The organism is [Scytonema hofmanni] UTEX 2349, assembly GCF_000582685.1.
Lineage (GTDB): Bacteria > Cyanobacteriota > Cyanobacteriia > Cyanobacteriales > Nostocaceae > Hassallia > Hassallia hofmanni.
The window spans coordinates 1866815-1882691 of sequence record NZ_KK073768.1; the positions used below are offsets into that span (position 1 = coordinate 1866815).

Below are 15877 nucleotides of genomic sequence, written 5' to 3' on the forward strand. Positions count from 1 at the left end.
AAGAAAAATTTAACGTTACAAGTTTAAAAAGGGAAAAACCTGAAGTAATGCTTTACGGATGCGAAGCAAGAAAACTTGTTGGCGAATTTTGGTAGTCAGTTTTGGTGGTGGACTGGTTTGCAACTGGGTAAGCAGTTCTGCGTATTCGGTGGCAGTTAAAGATTTGCCATCAACAGGCGATCGCGCTTCTATAATTATCTCCGTTCGCAATATCTCTTCGGGTGTATCCTCTGGCGGCGGTAATGCTATCACTAATGTTCCCACGCTAATTAACCACACTAAAATACTAGTGCTGATGCTGACCACAAAAAATATTATCGTTTTTCTCGCTTTCACTCTCCCCATCTGGGCACTTAATATTTAATCTATAAACTGCTTTACCGTACTCATACTTTCATATTCCTAATCTTCTCACGCTTTGGTTGCGACTTGCTGCTAGTCAAATTTTTCAAATAAAATTTATTATAAGTATATTTACGTAAAAGCGAAATGCTACTTCTAAAGAAAGAAAGAAAAATAAAAATCTGGCAAAGTCAAGCATCATTACCCGGTCATCTTTCCATCTCATACCAATTATTTATAACGATGCGAGGGTGAATTACGATCGTTGTAAATCTGTGCATACGTTACATGTAACATCTCTATGGATATCGATAATTGGTATCGGGAATAGATTATGGGAAATACTCAAGAGCAACTGCCAGTCAGCGTGATTATTTTTTTGTCACTTTCAAGCATTCAAGCATTTAGCCTAGCAAAACTGAGGCTGTAAAGGATTATACCCGTAAACAAGTCTATTTCTTGGACTGAACTTCTTTTTTAAGCCTAGAGTTCATTTGGTAAGACTAATTTATTAGTTACAACAAAACATGGGCGGACACTTAGTGGCGACGAAGATCGTTTTTACTAGTGTCCTCCTCTTGTTGTACTGACTAATATTTTAGTGCGCTCTTAGGGCGCCCCAAGCTTTTAATCATCAAAAATTTGATAGTACGCTTGAACTTACTCAACTAAGTATGATGTAGTGAGGAGCGCTGCTAATCACCTGCTTTGTGAGCTTTGTGCGAGTAAGACTATATCTAAGGACTCTTAGTAGCGCTAGGACTAGCAGTAGCGCCAGGACTCATCATCGCACCACCAGGACTAGGACTCATCATCGCACCACCATCAGCAGGCTCACCTGCTGCGGGGGAAGTAGTTGCACCTGGTTCGCTGGTACCACCACCACCACCGCTGTCACAAGCTCCGAGAAGAGCAGCCAGACTTAACATTGCAGCAAAACCAAAGATTTTTATTTTCATAACTCCTCTTTCACCAATTATGGCAAGAACTATTTTTCGCCTGTTGAATACCATACCGTATTTGTTGCTTTTTTTTAAATGCTTCCTATTACAGATTTCCGCCAGATATTTTCTTCTTTTTTCTTTCAGCGTAAGTATTCTATAGCAATTTGATTAGTTTGTCTTAACTCAAGAAGAAGATAAATTTATCACTGAAGGTAGAGAAAGCAAATTTGGTAGCAATCCACGCTATCATACCAAAAATCCTCATCTGGGAGTGCATCTTGCCTAAGTTAGTTTTATCTAACCATACTGATGTGAAACAAAGGGGTTAGGGCTTAAGGGAGAATTCTGTAATGAGTAACGCTTGACGCAGCCCGCCTGTCGCAAGCAATACATTCTGCCCTTGAGGTTTCGCACTTCACTTCATGCAAAAATTGGTGCAGCTACCTGTCAGAACAATTCATAGGGTGTAGGGTGTAATGTGTGCTGATTGCTGAAAAAATAATTTGAACTTTAGCAATCAAGAGACTAGTAACCAAAAATATAGTATTTCCTTTCCTCACAAAAGTAAAAGTTATGGCTGTTGGTCGCAAATCATCTGTTGCAGCAAAGGGTAATTGGTTTGGGCGTATTACCCAGCCCTCAGGGAAATCGCCTTCTGCGGGTTTTGAGTCAGCGTCGCGCAATGGTTCCATACCAATGTCCTCTAGAAGACAACGGCGTTCAAACACAAATAAAACGGTTACGCCCGCACCTGGTCAATTGGGCAAACAAAAATTACCAAAGCAAAATGGCTCCTCGGCGACACCTAAAAGTCCAAAGGGAAATCAAGAGCGCGTTCCCGTAATGCCTAATTCTGAGTCACCACCTTTATGGTTACTACGCCTGCACACCATACATCGTAATTCCTCAATTGCAGCATTTTTGTTAGTGGCAGCAACCCTAGTAGTTTACGGTTGGACAGTTTATTCTCAAGAACTATGGAGTCAGGCATACCAAAAGTTGCAAAACTTGCAACGCCAAGACCGACAGTTGACAACAACCAACGAGGTGCTGCAAAACAAAATGGCTGTGGAAGGCGAAAAACCATCAACTGGGTTGGTAGCGCCAACTCCCGCGAGGGCGATTTTCATCAATCCAGCATCTCATAATTTTAACTCAATGCCTTCTGTTGGAGACGTTGGGCGATCGCCAACAACAATGCCAAATTCTCAAACACAGCAGCAAAGCGCTCCTGGGCTGGGATATTAAAGTCAGTTAGCGGTTAGTGGTTAGTGGTTAGTGGTTAGTAGTTAGTGGTTAGTGGTTAATCAAACAACAACTATCAACCATCAACTATCAAACAACAACTATCAACCATCAACGCTCCAAAAATGTAAAGGACAACAGACAATGCGAAAGTCACCAAGCAGAATAAAATTTAGAAATTTGCCTTCATCTGGATTCAAAAAACAGCAAAAGGCTTCAGTGCGAGCTTTAGAAAAAATTGCTTCTAGCACCCAAGACCAAACACCCAACATAAAGTACATAAAGTCCCGTTTGTTTCTGGTGTGGGGTGTATTAGTTGCGGCAGGACTTGGTTTAGCTTTGAACTTGTATCAGTTGCAAATTGTCAGAGGACCAAAGTTAACGCAGAGGGCACGAAACCAACAAATGGTAAATTTGCGACCTTTTATGCCCCGTCGTCCGGTGATAGATCGTGGTAATAATGTTTTAGCGCTCGACCGTCCTGTGTATACTATTTATGCTCATCCCAAGCTATTTAATAAGCCTGGGTCAGATATAGCAAATGAACTTGCGCCAATATTAAATAAAGACACTGCTGATTTAGAGAAAATTTTTCAAAGTAAAAAAAGCGGTATTCTACTTTCCTCTGCTTTGCCCGAAGAACTTGCCGATCGCATTTCTTCTTTACATCTAGATGGCTTGGAGTTAATTCAAAAATACTCCCGATTATACCCGCAACAGGATTTAGTTGCTGATGTGGTGGGCTATGTTGATCTTGACCGTCGCGGTCAGGCAGGTGTTGAATATAGTCAAGAAAAGTTGTTAGAACGTTCTGGGCAAACGGTGCGAATGAGTCGGGCAGGTAATGGTGCGCTAATGCCAGATCATGCTCCGGAAGGATTTTTGCGTTTTGATGATTTACGTCTGCAACTGACTATTGATAGTCGCTTACAACGCTCGGCTCGTTTAGCTCTCAAACAACAGATGAAAAAGTTTGGGGCAAAACGCGGAGCGGTAATTGTGATGGATGCGTGGGATGGTTCGCTCTTGGCTTTGGTTTCTCAACCTACTTATAATCCAAATGAATATTCAAAAGCTGATATTTCATTGTTCAAAAACTGGACAGTGGCGGATCTTTATGAACCAGGATCGACTTTCAAGCCTTTGAATGTGGCGATCGCTCTCGAAAATGGTGTCATTAAACCAGATGATACGTTCAATGACCCAGGTTCTATTCAAGTCGCTGACCGAATTATCAGAAATGCTGAAAACAAACGTTACGGGCGAATAAACATCGCTCAGGTTCTGCAACACTCTAGCAACATTGGCATGGTGCAAATCATTCAGCGATTGCAGCCTTCAATTTACTACAACTGGCTAGAACGCTTAGGTTTAGGGCAAGGTATTCAAACAGATTTGCCTTTTGAAGTAGCTAGTCAGTTAAAAAGCCAAGAAGAATTTACCGCCTCGCCAATTGAAGCAGCAACTACATCCTTTGGTCAAGGTTTTTCTTTAACACCTTTACAACTGGTACAAATGCACGCAGCTTTAGCAAATGGTGGAAAACTGGTTACGCCTCATATAGTCCGTGGGCTGATTGATACCAAAGGACATATGCATTATTCACCTAATTTACCAGCACCACGGCAAATTTTTTCTACTGTGACAACCCAAAAAGTTGTCGAAATGATGGAAACTGTAGTTTCTCAAGGAACTGGAAAAGCATCACAAATTCCTGGATATCGCATCGCCGGTAAAACTGGTACAGCTCAAGTAGCCAGTCGCGCCGGCGGCTACCTCAGTAATGCGAAAATCACCAGTTTTGTAGGTATCTTGCCGGTGGAATCTCCTCGTTATGTAGTTTTGGCATTAGTGGATGAGCCAAAAGGACAAAATGCCTTTGGTTCCACCGTCGCTGCACCCATTGCTAAAGCGGTAATGGAAGCGCTGATTCCCATTGAACAAATTCCGCCAAGTATGCCAGTTAATTCGGCGCCTGTTCCGTAGTGGGGAGTGAGAGAGATGGGGAGATGGGGAGATGGGGAGATGGGGAGACAAAAAATGCCCAATGCCCCATGCCCAAGGGGTCACTGTGCCAAAACGGTAAAACTGTACGCACTTGGCTGAATGATTCACCTTGCAAGCTTTGTAGATAAGCGCGTACAATTTTTTTCGCCTTCCTCTTAATTACTCACATCACATCTTCCAGTTTGGGTCAAGAGCAGTCCAATATGTCCCTTGGGGTCAATTTTTGCACTCAGAATGAGGAGCAAAATTAGTATTCGACCAAGGAATTCCGGCGAAAAAATCCCTACCTACCTCCAATATCTTGATAATTTCTTCAATTCGCTCTTTTGAATCTGTTTTAGGAGACGTTATCTCACGTAGATGTTGAATATATTTGTTCCAATCAACTTCTACTGCGTTTGCCCCTTTCTCAAAACTTTTAGTTGTATCTTGCCAGAACTGATCAATTCCTTCTAGGAACTTTTCATGTACACGTTGTTCTTCAAAGTATTTAACGGTCTGCTTTGCCAAACGCTTCTCCCAAGACTCGCCAAACAAGCTCCCCAGTGCAAAAGCTAATGCAGCAGCTAGACCTACCGCAAGCACGATAGGACCACCAATAGCAGCTACAAAAGCAATTACCGCTGCTGTGCCACCGAGACTAATACCAAGTGCTGACAAAAGGCTAACTAACTGGGCAACTAAAATATAACCGCCCAAATTTCCCAGCGCTGCTGCCCAAGCAGACAAAGCTCCGATGCTTGTTAGACCTGCAAGCCCGCCGATAAAAGACCCTTGAGCATCCCAGGGAATCTGAATAGATATGTCTAGATTTGGCAGTTTAAGTAAAGCTTCTTGGTATGATCCGAGGAAAGCTTCAATCTCAGGCGTTAACTTCTCTGAATTGGCTTTAATGAGATTTTCCGCTTCAGCTTGAAGTTTCTCCAGAAGATAGCCGGAGAGATATTCCTTCGCCTCTTTTTTATCGCTGTATTTATTTCGTATTGTCTGTTCTACAGTCTCGACATTTAGTAATTGTTCTACATATTTCTGAAAGGAAACTTTAGTGTCTTTTTTTAACTCATTGATGCGTTGGTCTACTTTATTACGTTTATGCTGAGTTTCTTTTTGATGAGCAGACTCATTATCTTCGATTGCTTGTAATTGCGCTCGCCCTAAATCTATATCAGCAAGAGTTTTTTGGTACGCCTCAATCTGGCTAGAATACTTATTTGGGTTATCCTCCTTTATCGCTTGAAGTTCTCTCTGAACACGGCAGATACGTGCTTGAGGAAGAAATTCTTCTAGTGTTTTGGTCAAATCATCAAATAGTCGTTGACATCTATCATGTCTTTCTGACCAGAAGGTGAAAAACCTTGCTTTAAAATCTTCTTCGGTAATAAATCGATTTGTCTGTTCCCTACGCTCTTTGAGTGCGGATTCATTTAATTGATTGTAAAGGCGTTTTGAGGCTTTATCTGGGATTTCTTGAAGTTGATGGTCAGAGATGCTTGGATCGGCATGGGTCGCTACAATGAAGAAATTACCCAGTGTTGGAAAATTGTCGCATTCATTTTCTGGGAAAGGAAGTAAACGCACTAAGCCACCGAGACGAATCATGTCTTGACCATTAATGTGACCCTTGGCTGGCGAAGCATACAGCAATACATCGGCGATCTGTGCTGCGCTATTAGCCTTCTCAACATCCTTTGAAACCTCATCCGGTTGATCTGAGTAACCAGGGAGGTCTATCAAGTTACAGGCTTGTAGTAGAGGGGATTCCATATAAACTACGGCTGCATGGGCTGCTACATCCTCATTGCTGCCATGTACGCCGTATTTTGGCAAAATATCGAAGTTTCCTGCTTGTAAACAATACCGCTCGCAACGTTCTTTGTCATCAAGGAGTAACAAGTCAATTATTTGCTTACCTTTTTCATCTTTTAGCCAAAAGCCCTCCTCAAAAATCAATACATCTCCCTTGAACCATTCAGGACGGTCTTCGATGTGGCGAATAAATGTAATTACTCGTGTTGCTGGTTGATAGCCAACTGGCAAGTTTTTGCTGCCCAGGAGAGCATTAGCCATATGTGACTTACCAGCGTCAAATCCTCCAGTTAATACCACATTTGGCTTTTGCCTATAACGATTTAGTTGCCGTTTGAGATCATCTGGAGTCGCTAACCTAGTTGGCAGGTCTAATGTATTTACTTTATGAGATGCATCAATATATTGATTTAGTAAATTTAGTCTGCGATACAGTTCCACGTATGGAGTCCCTGGATCAATTCCTTTGAGTGGTGGTGTTGGTGCTGACATAGCAGTAGCAATGTCAACTCCAAATATTTGCAGCCATTTCACTAAAAGCCCCATTGGAACTGTTTCAGAAGCCTGCTCATAAAGGGAAACTTCTCTGTCGGAGATGCCTAGTATACTAGCCACCTGCACTTGACCCATGCCTGCCTTCTGACGATATCCTCGTAAATCAATATTCATTGGTGTATCTCAAATGTATCCAGAATATTACTAATTAAAGTTTTGTAGAATAAATAGCTAACAGCGAGTAGAGATTACCGATCCTTTGAATCGGAGTTAACGAACCATGATGATATTGCTGGTGTGGAAATGCTTCATCGCGTTGGCAATAAAGAGCAATGAAGGTGCCGCAAGCAAAGCTGTAACGGGTACTGTTTTCAGGTATATCACTCAATTATAAGTTGCAAGATATCATATATTAATCTGATATTTTACGTATTTGTACGCATTAAACAAAGATAACTGCCGCCACAATATTAAATTTTTAGTGCGGATGAACCAATTTCGCACAAATCTGGTAACATTTAAATCACGCTTTGGCACGGCAAAGTCTACCCTTGAGTTAAAGTCAAGTTGATAGACAGCCAACCCTTATAGCCACCCTAGCCGTGGGTAGTTATAACCGAAGTTGAATTCACATTTCTAGAAACAACCTCACACAAAGAATCTAGAAGTTTTTGTAGGCTCAATTTCGGCAATAAATATAAGTGCTTTCGTCACCACTTATGCCATTTCACTTTTAATTGTTTTTTAAGATTTGCTCCTCGCCATGTCAGATAAGTCAATTAATCGCCTCAACTGCTCAATTAGGAGACAAAAATGAAAAAGCTAATTCCATTTCTAGTCAGCGGCATTTTGCTAGTCGGTACTATTGGCTGTCAAGAAGCTACTAAAACTGGTTCAGAGACTCAAACTGGCGCACCAGCAAAAGAGGCTTCCCAGACGACTGGCGACGCAATGAAAGGCGACGCGATGAAAGGCGACGCAATGAAAGGCGACGCGATGAAAGGCGACGCGATGAAAGGTGGAGCCGACACGAAAAGCTTAGTTAATAGCAAACTAACAGAAAAGATTCCTGGCAGCAAGTTAGCAGCTGAAGATAAAGATGGTGTTGTAACCGTTACAGGAACAGTACCATCTGAAGCGGATATCAAGAAAATTGAACCCGCTGTCAAAGAAGTCAAGGGTGTAAAAAGCGTGAAAGTGGAAGCAACAGTTGGTACTGCAAAACCGTAGTAGAACTACACAAGTTTAGTGAATTTATTTTGAGCTACATGAACTCAAAATAAACAAAAGGGGAAAGGGGAAAGGGGGGAAGAAATTGTCAGAAAGGGAATTGTAACCTTTCCTCTTTTTTCCTTTCCCCTTTACTTAGACCAGATTGGTAAGTTTGTAAGAGTGCCTCTTCTATGGAACCGACTCGGTTAAAAATCTGAATTAGTTTATGAGCTGGTGTTTCGCGCTTTTCAAGCATAACTTTCAGCGGTGCTAACAACTGAACATCAGGATCGTTGAAGAGTGCAATTTCAGACGCTTGCAAAACTTGAAGAGCGATCGCTAAAATATCTTGGTTGTCAAAACCTTCTTTTGCGGATATTTGATGTTTCTCCCCATCGGGTACAGTTGCTCTACCCAAAAGAGTTTGATCTAACACCAAACCCTTTAATAATGCTAACAATCCGGCATAAATTGTAAAATCATCACAACTATCAAAAGCCTTAAATTCAATTCTCCCAACTTCTGCGGGTATGCGTGCTATTTTCGTTAATGAAGGTACGCTATCTATCAGTTGTTCGCGCTTTTCTACAAATACCATCACCGCTGGTCTTTTTCCCGTTCTAATAAATGTCCTTACCGATAAACCATCCCACAAAGTACCTTGATAAAAAGGAGAACTATAACTAAATGGAACGATGTAGGGGCTGTAATAAGTTAACTTTTTCCCAATATCAATTACACCTTCAGCCGATAACCCGCTAACTGATATATTTAAATCAGGACCATAAGTCAACATGGGGATGTGTGCCGTTTGTCTTTCTGGGGAAGTTTGCCGCCATTTTATTTCATAATCATTTAATGGGGGTTGCGGCTTAAAAACAGCATAGTATGGATTAAAACTGATTAAAACAGGTGAAAAACCGAAGCTACTAGCATTTTCACATAGCAACCGAAAACTTTCGGATAATTCATTTATAGCGTTTTGAATAGTAGAATTTATCGTTGTTCTGATTTCAATACCTTTAGGAACGCATTCGATGACATTTTCTGAATCTTCAAATCGTTCAAACCCTTCAATATACCATCTTTTTTGTTTAATACCAGCATTACCGACACGCAATTGGGGATAGTCGCTGGGGTATGTGGGTAATCTTTCTACAATTTGATTAAAATCAGCGAATTTTGTTCGCGAAAAATCAGCAAACTTTCCTTCTTTGTTGAAGAAAGCGACTTCATGCTCAATACCAAAATAAAACATTATGTATACCTGAAAATACTGGGATTTAACTCAATCTAACTAATGTTAAGCGATACGTATTCCGCAAGAAAGGAATATAGGAAAAAAGCAAGCGATTTATCAGTGAAAAGCGTCGTAGATATTTAGCAGGTAAGTCTGCAAATGTAAAGACTTCGATTACTTGATAGCGGAAATCCCAGTCTTGAATCTTGCGAATATCTGAGATACTCCAATTAAATTTTGCCGAGGTGTAATTTACTGAGTCATGTCTCTTCTGATTTTTCACCATCAGCGGTGACATAGAATCAAAAGTAAACCAACAACCAGGAAAATGCTCTAAAAGATTAGCAAACAACTGCTGCACTTGTTCTTCACTGAGATACATCAGTACTCCCTCTGCCACAAACATACAAGGTGCATTAACTGCTTTAACGCGCTCAATCCAATCTATATCCAAGGCTGAAGCCGTGATAAACTGACGGCGTTGTGTTTCTTCAAAAAACTGCTTTCGCAGCGTCATTGAGTCTGGTAAGTCTAAATCAAACCAGCGTACTTCACCATTATCAACTCGCTCAAAACGGGTATTGAGTCCTGCACCAATTTCTATCACCGAACCTTGAGGATGTTGTTGGAGATAAGCGCTTACCCAGTTGTCGAGGATCATTCCTCGCAAGCAAGTGCCTATTTGAGAGTTTTTGGCAGTAGCAAATTTATCAAAATCGTAATCGATCGCCTCCATAATCTCGACCGATTTCCGGTCTTGTATAATTGGATCGGGTTTGGAAAACTCACAAGCTCTAGCCCAGAGCGGGATTAGCAGAGTTTCTTGAACAACACCAAGGTTAACTGTGGTTTTAGTCATAAAAATACCTCCACTACACAGATTAACTCTCTCTTGGTGGATTTAACTATAAATATTCTCAAAAATATTTGCATAGGGTAGGATATGGGAGAGCGATCGTCCGTATGTTGCTGAGGCATTTCTTTCAGAAATGCCTCCCTCGTTGCAAAGCAACGAGGCAACTGCACCAAGTGCAGTTGAGCAACAGGACGCGCTACGCGATCGCGACTACTAAAACTTTGTTGTGTAATTTGCGCGATCGCATCAAACCCTAACTAGCAACTTGGGTTACTATAACGAATACATCACCCAAACTCTTGCAATGCACTACCAGGATTTAGAGGTGTCTTCGTCCTCATTGGGGGATGGACAGTCAAACTCAGTTCCCTTCAAGAACTTAGTTATTCCTGAGTTCAAAGTTGAAACGTTAGTTATCAACAGCAACAAACCCCCTGTTAAGTTCGCTTATTACCGAAATCTTCGGATTGCGGCAAAAATAGCCGAAATCTTCCAGAGATTCGGTGGTATTGAGCAGGGGAAAACATACTACGTTGCTGATAAAACTATAGTCCTTGAGTTGAAAGAGAACCAAAAGCTGATCGAGGATGCGCTTATCGAGAGCGAAAAGGATTTTTTTGGTGGAATTGTAGCCAGACCCCACCAATCTACAAAAGCAATAATGCATCCCTTGGTTAGTAGAGAAGCGGTTTGTCCGCTAGGATGGTCTCATGAGTTTTCTGAAGAGCTTGCCCAGCGAAATCTTGTTCTTCCTGGATTTACAGTTTTCAGTACTGATGATCTGAGAATAGCTTTCAAGGAGCTCTACAACAAAGGAGTGTATCAAATTCGGCTCAAAGATCCGCTTGCATTTTTGGGAATGAGCCAGTTTGTCATTAGCTCTTTCCAAGAGCTAGAGCAGTTTATCTCTGATAAAATTGCGGATCAAGGTAAGCTCCAACAATACGGACTGGTGGTGGAAGAAAATCTTCACCCAGAAGATTTGAAGACATATAGTGCGAGTTTTATTACTGTTGGTTCTCACCAGGTACAGTGTTTAGGGGTTCAAAGGTTCTCTCAAGGACTATACACGGGAACTGACCTTGTGATTATGCGAACAGGCAAATGTATTTTTCCTAAGTTGCTTGCTCAGGTTGGCATTTTCAACAACGAAGATGCACAAGCAATTATAGATAAAGCACTCCTTTTTAGAGCGCTTTTAAATAAACACATTCCAGAGATTAAAACTGCGAGATTCAACCTGGATATAGTGTCCGGAATCGCATCCATATATTCAAACGGGACTTGTGAGTTAGTTAAACGCTTCGCATTGCTTGAGCAGTCCTTCCGTGTTGGAGGAGCATCTCCTGGGGAAATTTGGGGTCTTGAATCTCTTTTGTCCGATCCTGATGTCGATGCAGTATGTGCCTCAACGTACTATCGATACGGAGACGAAGCATACCAAACCGTATCTGAGGAAGAGATCCTTTATTGTGGGGTGGATAATCGTTTCGGACCGATATCAATATCAGTAAAGGTTCACGGAAGTTGATGAGCCAAATCAGTGAATAGCGATCGCTCAACAGTTTTCTTTTAAGTTGGCATTGTCATGAATATCTTAAATGTCCATTAGATGTATTTGTTCAGGATAGCGATCGCGACTACTAAAACTTTGATAGCTCTGACTTATTGTTCCAAAGATAGCAATTGAGAAATTATAGTTTAAATAATTACTTATGCGCTTCCATGTATGCTCGAAGCAGCGCATTTATTTGCGTTTGATATCCACGTCCTTGCGCCTTAAACCATTCTAAGACATCATTATCAACGCGCAATGTGACTTGTACCTGGTTGGGAGTAGGTTTCAAACCACGACGTACAACCCCACGAGCGAACATCTCCGGTGTAATTTCTGGACATTCTGAAAGGTCAATTTCTTCATCTTTCATAGCATCCAATCGTTCCCAATCAGTCTGCGATTTGTTGGAAGTATCTGATTTCTTCATTTTTTGTAGCCTTTCTTGCAGAAATTATACGTATCACGTTGTCTCGTTCAGTATGTACAATTACAATAACGCGAGCCTCAAATCCAGAAAACAATGTAGAGACGCGAAATTTCGCGTCTCTACAAGGGTTTTGGACAACGCATAGTTCATTTTCGGAGATGTCTAATATAAACAAAAATTTAGTTATAAAACTATCTACCTTGTAACAATTTAGCTTTTATTAATCACCACAACATCAACGACACAATGAAAACTAGGGCAAAGGGAAAAGCAAATAAACCCAAAAGAAAACATAAACCCAATTGTAATTTACCACGTTGAGCAAATTTAACAACGGATTTCTGCCACTTTGGTATAACCCAAGCTTCAATAGGAAGTTCTAGTTCTTGTTGAATTTGAGTAGCTTGAAAAGCAGCTGCTAAACTTTCTTTAATTCTGCCTGTTAAATGATAAAGGGGGGCAAGATTTTGAAGTGAAGCTGCTTCACCATTGCGATCGCCTATCTCACGTTGAGTCGTTAATAATTGTTGATAACAGTCAATTGCTTGTTGATATTGTTTCAAGGAAAAGTAAGCACTGCCCAAATTATTCAGCGAATTAGCTTCACCTTTGCGATCGCCTAGCTCACGATAAATAGTAAGCGACTGCTGATAACAATCAATTGCTTGTTGATATTGTTTCAATAAATTGTAAGCATTGCCCAAATTAGTCACACAAGCAGCTTCATTATTGCGATCGCCTATCTCTTGATAAATAGTAAGTGACTGCTGAAAGTAATCAATCGCAATTTGGTATTCTCCCAAAGAATTGTAAGCACTGCCCAAATTATTTAGAGAAATAGCTTCACCTTTGCGATCGCCGATCTCAAGAAAAATAACAAGTGACTGTTTACAGTAATCAATCGTAATTTGGTATTCTCCCAAAAAATTGTAAGCATTGCCCAAATTAGTCAAAGAAGCAGCTTCACCATTGCGATTGCTGATCTCGCGTGTAATAGTCAGTGACTGCTGATAGTAATCAATGGCAATTTGGTATTTTCCCAAGGAATTGTAAACATTGCCCAAATTACTCACAGAAGCAGCTTCACCATTGCGATCACCTATCTCAAGCCTAATAGTCAGTGATTGCTGATGATAATCAATCGCCTCTTGGTATTGTCCCAAGGATTTGTAAGCAATGCCCAAATTATTTAGACAAGCAGCTTCACCATTGCGAGCACCTATCTGACGATCAATAGTAAGTGACTGCTGACAGTAATCAATCATCTCTTGGTATTTTCCCAAGGAACCGTAAACATTACCCAAATTAGTCAAAGAAGCAGCTTGACCTTTGCGATCGCCTATCTCAAGCCTAATATCCAGTGATTGCTGATGGTAATCAATCGCATTTTGGTATTTTCCCAAGGATTTGTAAGCAATTCCCAAATTAGTCAGAGAACCAGATTCACCATTACGATTGCCTATCCCAAGAAAAATAGCTACTGACTGCTGATTGTAATCAATCGCAATTTGGTATTGTCCCAAGAAATTGTAAACACTGCCCAAATTATTTAGACAAGCAGCTTCACCATTGCGATCGCCTATCTCGCGTACAATACCCAGAGACTGCTGATGATAATCAATCGCCTTTTGGTATTGTGCCAAGGAATTGTAAGTATTGCCCAAAGATGTGAGAATATTTGCAAATTCCCTATTTTCATCTTGGTTAGTGGGTTGCCATTCCTTTTTTAGTCGGCTAGATAGTTCAATAATGGTAGTGTAATATCCTCTCAAATCCAAAAATTTGTAGCAGGAATTAAGAATGTTACAAGCTTGGTTATACTGTTTAAGTTCGCAGTGGTGATGAAAAATTTCCAGTTGTGGTGTGATATCTTCTCTCGTCTGCCAAGATTCTTTAACGATAGATTGATAGTAAGCAATTCCTCTTTGATGTACTTCGGTTAAATCACCCGCTTGCTGTTTCAGATAAGCCCAAATTAACGGCTGAAACTCAAATATCCAACCGCTTTCTAGTTTGTTTTCTTGCAAAAGCGATTTTTTCGCCAATCCCCGCAAATCTGCTTGTGTCACCTCTTCTTCTGGTAAAAGTGCGGCTGCGGCTGTGGCGTTAAAAGCGGGGCGATATACGCTTAAATTAAATAATAGTTGTTGTAACTTTGGCGTTAACCGGGCAATACTGGCATCAAGAATCTTACCAATACTCGCTTCTGGATCATCCCGGTGTAACCCCAGAATCTCAAAGATATTTTTTCTCAAAGCGCTAATATCAACTATATCCCCTTCATCAGCGTGCAACACTCCAGCCACCAGCTTGATTAATAAAGGATGTCCATCCGCTTGCTTGACAAATTCTCTAATTTGTGATTCAGCACCTTGAATATTTAAATCTTCTAGCAGTGCTACCCCAGCATCGGTTGAAAGTCCTTTCAATGGCAACCAACGGCAGTAATTCAGCGTATTGGACGGTAATTGAGGTTGTTCGCGGCTAGTGACTAAAATTACACTTTCAGTGTGGCTACTCAACCACCGCAACAAGAAATCATAGTAAGTGCGATCGTGCCATTTTTCGTTTTCCTCTAGCAGAGTTTCTAAATTATCCAATACCAGCAAATAGCGTCCTGTTCGCAAATTATTACAAACCGCAGTTAATAAATCTGCTTCTTTTTCAGGTGTTGCTTTGCCTAACTTTTCCAATAACCAGCGTCCCCAAATCGCAAAGGGGTAATTTTGGCTAAAAGTTGCCCAAACTTGCTTTTCAAAGCTTTGTGCAGTTGCAAAGACTTTGGCAACCAGGGAAGATTTGCCATAACCACCAGTCCCGGTAATGCCAATTAAACGCACGTTATCCGCTTGCAACCATTCTCGCATTTGGGCAAGTTCATCTGTGCGCCCGTGCCAATTCTGGGTTTCAGGAGGTAATTCGTTGATAATAGAATTAACGGGATTTCTCTTTGTCCGTTCCCCTCCAGACGACTCTAGTCAGGGTTTATGAATGTTGATAGTGTGAGCGATGTAATTTTCACCACCATCAATATCGTTTTGAAAGCCAGTGCTGTTATCGTAGTTTTGCTGTATATTTTGGCTGTTGATTTGAATTTTACCCGCTTTGATTTCTTGAGCTAAAGTGCTTACTTGTGCGGCAAAATCAGGATTATCCTTCATTTCATCTTCTAAATAAACTGCAAGTTTATTCAAGTGGTCTTTTGAGCCTTTTTCTATTTCCTGCAAGGCTTTTTCGGCTCTAGGGTTTCCGCGTAACTTATCCCAAATCTTCTGCCGCAGTTCATCCATCTTGGTAAGCGCGGTTTCGGTGAACTTTTCCCCCAGCTTACCGACACCAGACTCAAAAAACTTTTTGAAGGCAAATTCAGCGATCGCAAAAGCTGTTAAGGTTGTTACGGGGTCAGTCATACCTGTAAATTCCTCAGACGCGGTTGATTATAATATACTTTTACATATTTTTAAACAGAAGAACGTTCGGACTTTCCGCATTTTTGCTGATAAATTTATCGCCTGACACCTTGAAAGAAAGGTGCAGCGTTGTGCGTACAAAGTCCGCGAAGGCAAACTGCAAGATAACTTTCTCACTTTCTCACCCGACGACTAAAGTCGCGGCTACATGAACAAAGTCCGCCTTCGCGGACTGAAAGACTCAAAGTCCGCGAAGGCGGACTTCGTTTGTGTAGCCCCAGGCTTATAGCCTGAGGGCGTTTAGATTAAAGAAGGGCTGAAGCCCTGACTACGAA

General features: G+C 41.1%; 13 protein-coding genes. 4 read left to right on the top strand and 9 right to left on the bottom strand.

The window, feature by feature from the left end; genetic code table 11:
- Window positions 1–15 precede the first annotated feature (15 nt).
- A complete protein-coding gene (locus TOL9009_RS0113435) occupies window positions 16–345 on the bottom strand; it encodes a hypothetical protein (RefSeq protein WP_029633268.1) in 330 nt (109 codons plus the stop codon).
- Window positions 346–1079: 734 nt separating this feature from the next.
- The gene (locus TOL9009_RS0113440; protein WP_029633269.1) at window positions 1080–1301 is read right to left on the bottom strand and encodes a hypothetical protein; all 222 of its coding nucleotides are present in this window, start codon (window positions 1299–1301) and stop codon (window positions 1080–1082) included.
- 558 nt (window positions 1302–1859) lie between these two features.
- On the opposite strand from TOL9009_RS0113440, the gene TOL9009_RS0113445 reads away from it, so the two are divergent.
- Together TOL9009_RS0113445 and TOL9009_RS0113450 are read left to right on the top strand one after the other, a co-directional pair.
- Entirely contained in the window at window positions 1860–2534 is a 675-nt protein-coding gene (locus TOL9009_RS0113445) for a hypothetical protein (RefSeq protein WP_029633270.1), read from the top strand.
- Between the two features lie 141 nt (window positions 2535–2675).
- Window positions 2676–4517 (top strand): peptidoglycan D,D-transpeptidase FtsI family protein, encoded by a 1842-nt coding sequence (locus TOL9009_RS0113450; protein ID WP_029633271.1) that lies wholly within the window; start codon window positions 2676–2678, stop codon window positions 4515–4517.
- Window positions 4518–4754: 237 nt separating this feature from the next.
- On the opposite strand, the gene TOL9009_RS0113455 is transcribed toward TOL9009_RS0113450, so the two are convergent.
- A complete protein-coding gene (locus tag TOL9009_RS0113455; RefSeq protein WP_029633272.1) occupies window positions 4755–7013 on the bottom strand; it encodes a dynamin family protein in 2259 nt (752 codons plus the stop codon).
- Between the two features lie 639 nt (window positions 7014–7652).
- Between TOL9009_RS0113455 and TOL9009_RS0113460 the strand changes: the two genes are divergently transcribed.
- Complete coding sequence (locus TOL9009_RS0113460) at window positions 7653–8069, top strand: BON domain-containing protein (RefSeq protein ID WP_029633273.1); 417 nt, start codon at window positions 7653–7655, stop codon at window positions 8067–8069.
- Between the two features lie 88 nt (window positions 8070–8157).
- Here the strand turns inward: TOL9009_RS0113460 and TOL9009_RS39050 are convergent, their stop codons facing one another.
- On the bottom strand, window positions 8158–9309 hold the full coding sequence (locus TOL9009_RS39050) for a hypothetical protein (RefSeq protein WP_051502888.1): 1152 nt from the start codon (window positions 9307–9309) through the stop codon (window positions 8158–8160).
- A gap of 25 nt (window positions 9310–9334) precedes the next feature.
- Window positions 9335–10150, bottom strand: a complete 816-nt coding sequence (locus TOL9009_RS0113470) for a class I SAM-dependent methyltransferase (RefSeq protein WP_029633274.1) — start codon at window positions 10148–10150, stop codon at window positions 9335–9337.
- Window positions 10151–10412: 262 nt separating this feature from the next.
- On the opposite strand from TOL9009_RS0113470, the gene TOL9009_RS0113475 reads away from it, so the two are divergent.
- On the top strand, window positions 10413–11678 hold the full coding sequence (locus TOL9009_RS0113475) for a DUF3182 family protein (RefSeq protein ID WP_144238226.1): 1266 nt from the start codon (window positions 10413–10415) through the stop codon (window positions 11676–11678).
- 178 nt (window positions 11679–11856) lie between these two features.
- Here TOL9009_RS0113475 and TOL9009_RS0113480 read toward each other — a convergent pair whose 3' ends face one another.
- The 4 genes from TOL9009_RS0113480 to TOL9009_RS0113490 are packed head-to-tail and all read right to left on the bottom strand — an operon-like array spanning window position 11857 to window position 15542.
- The gene (locus tag TOL9009_RS0113480) at window positions 11857–12132 is read right to left on the bottom strand and encodes a BrnA antitoxin family protein (RefSeq protein WP_029633276.1); all 276 of its coding nucleotides are present in this window, start codon (window positions 12130–12132) and stop codon (window positions 11857–11859) included.
- The gene (locus TOL9009_RS50520; RefSeq protein WP_072022132.1) at window positions 12095–12307 is read right to left on the bottom strand and encodes a BrnT family toxin; all 213 of its coding nucleotides are present in this window, start codon (window positions 12305–12307) and stop codon (window positions 12095–12097) included. Before TOL9009_RS50520 ends, TOL9009_RS0113480 begins: the two co-directional genes overlap by 38 nt.
- A 49-nt stretch (window positions 12308–12356) precedes the next feature.
- Window positions 12357–15062, bottom strand: a complete 2706-nt coding sequence (locus TOL9009_RS39055) for a tetratricopeptide repeat protein (protein ID WP_313770082.1) — start codon at window positions 15060–15062, stop codon at window positions 12357–12359.
- Between the two features lie 48 nt (window positions 15063–15110).
- Window positions 15111–15542, bottom strand: coding sequence for a hypothetical protein (locus TOL9009_RS0113490; protein ID WP_038296336.1), 432 nt, complete (start codon window positions 15540–15542; stop codon window positions 15111–15113).
- Window positions 15543–15877 lie beyond the last annotated feature (335 nt).

What these genes read in the sequence shown, in the direction of transcription:
- TOL9009_RS0113450 (WP_029633271.1), top strand. Translation starts at nt 2,676, where the DNA reads ATGCGAAAGTCACCAAGCAGAATAAAATTTAGAAATTTGCCTTCATCT.
- TOL9009_RS0113440 (WP_029633269.1), bottom strand. Translation starts at nt 1,301, where the DNA reads ATGAAAATAAAAATCTTTGGTTTTGCTGCAATGTTAAGTCTGGCTGCT.
- TOL9009_RS0113435 (WP_029633268.1), bottom strand. Translation starts at nt 345, where the DNA reads ATGGGGAGAGTGAAAGCGAGAAAAACGATAATATTTTTTGTGGTCAGC.
- TOL9009_RS0113460 (WP_029633273.1), top strand. Translation starts at nt 7,653, where the DNA reads ATGAAAAAGCTAATTCCATTTCTAGTCAGCGGCATTTTGCTAGTCGGT.
- TOL9009_RS0113470 (WP_029633274.1), bottom strand. Translation starts at nt 10,150, where the DNA reads ATGACTAAAACCACAGTTAACCTTGGTGTTGTTCAAGAAACTCTGCTA.
- TOL9009_RS0113490 (WP_038296336.1), bottom strand. Translation starts at nt 15,542, where the DNA reads ATGACTGACCCCGTAACAACCTTAACAGCTTTTGCGATCGCTGAATTT.
- TOL9009_RS0113455 (WP_029633272.1), bottom strand. Translation starts at nt 7,013, where the DNA reads ATGAATATTGATTTACGAGGATATCGTCAGAAGGCAGGCATGGGTCAA.
- TOL9009_RS0113445 (WP_029633270.1), top strand. Translation starts at nt 1,860, where the DNA reads ATGGCTGTTGGTCGCAAATCATCTGTTGCAGCAAAGGGTAATTGGTTT.
- TOL9009_RS39050 (WP_051502888.1), bottom strand. Translation starts at nt 9,309, where the DNA reads ATGTTTTATTTTGGTATTGAGCATGAAGTCGCTTTCTTCAACAAAGAA.
- TOL9009_RS0113480 (WP_029633276.1), bottom strand. Translation starts at nt 12,132, where the DNA reads ATGAAGAAATCAGATACTTCCAACAAATCGCAGACTGATTGGGAACGA.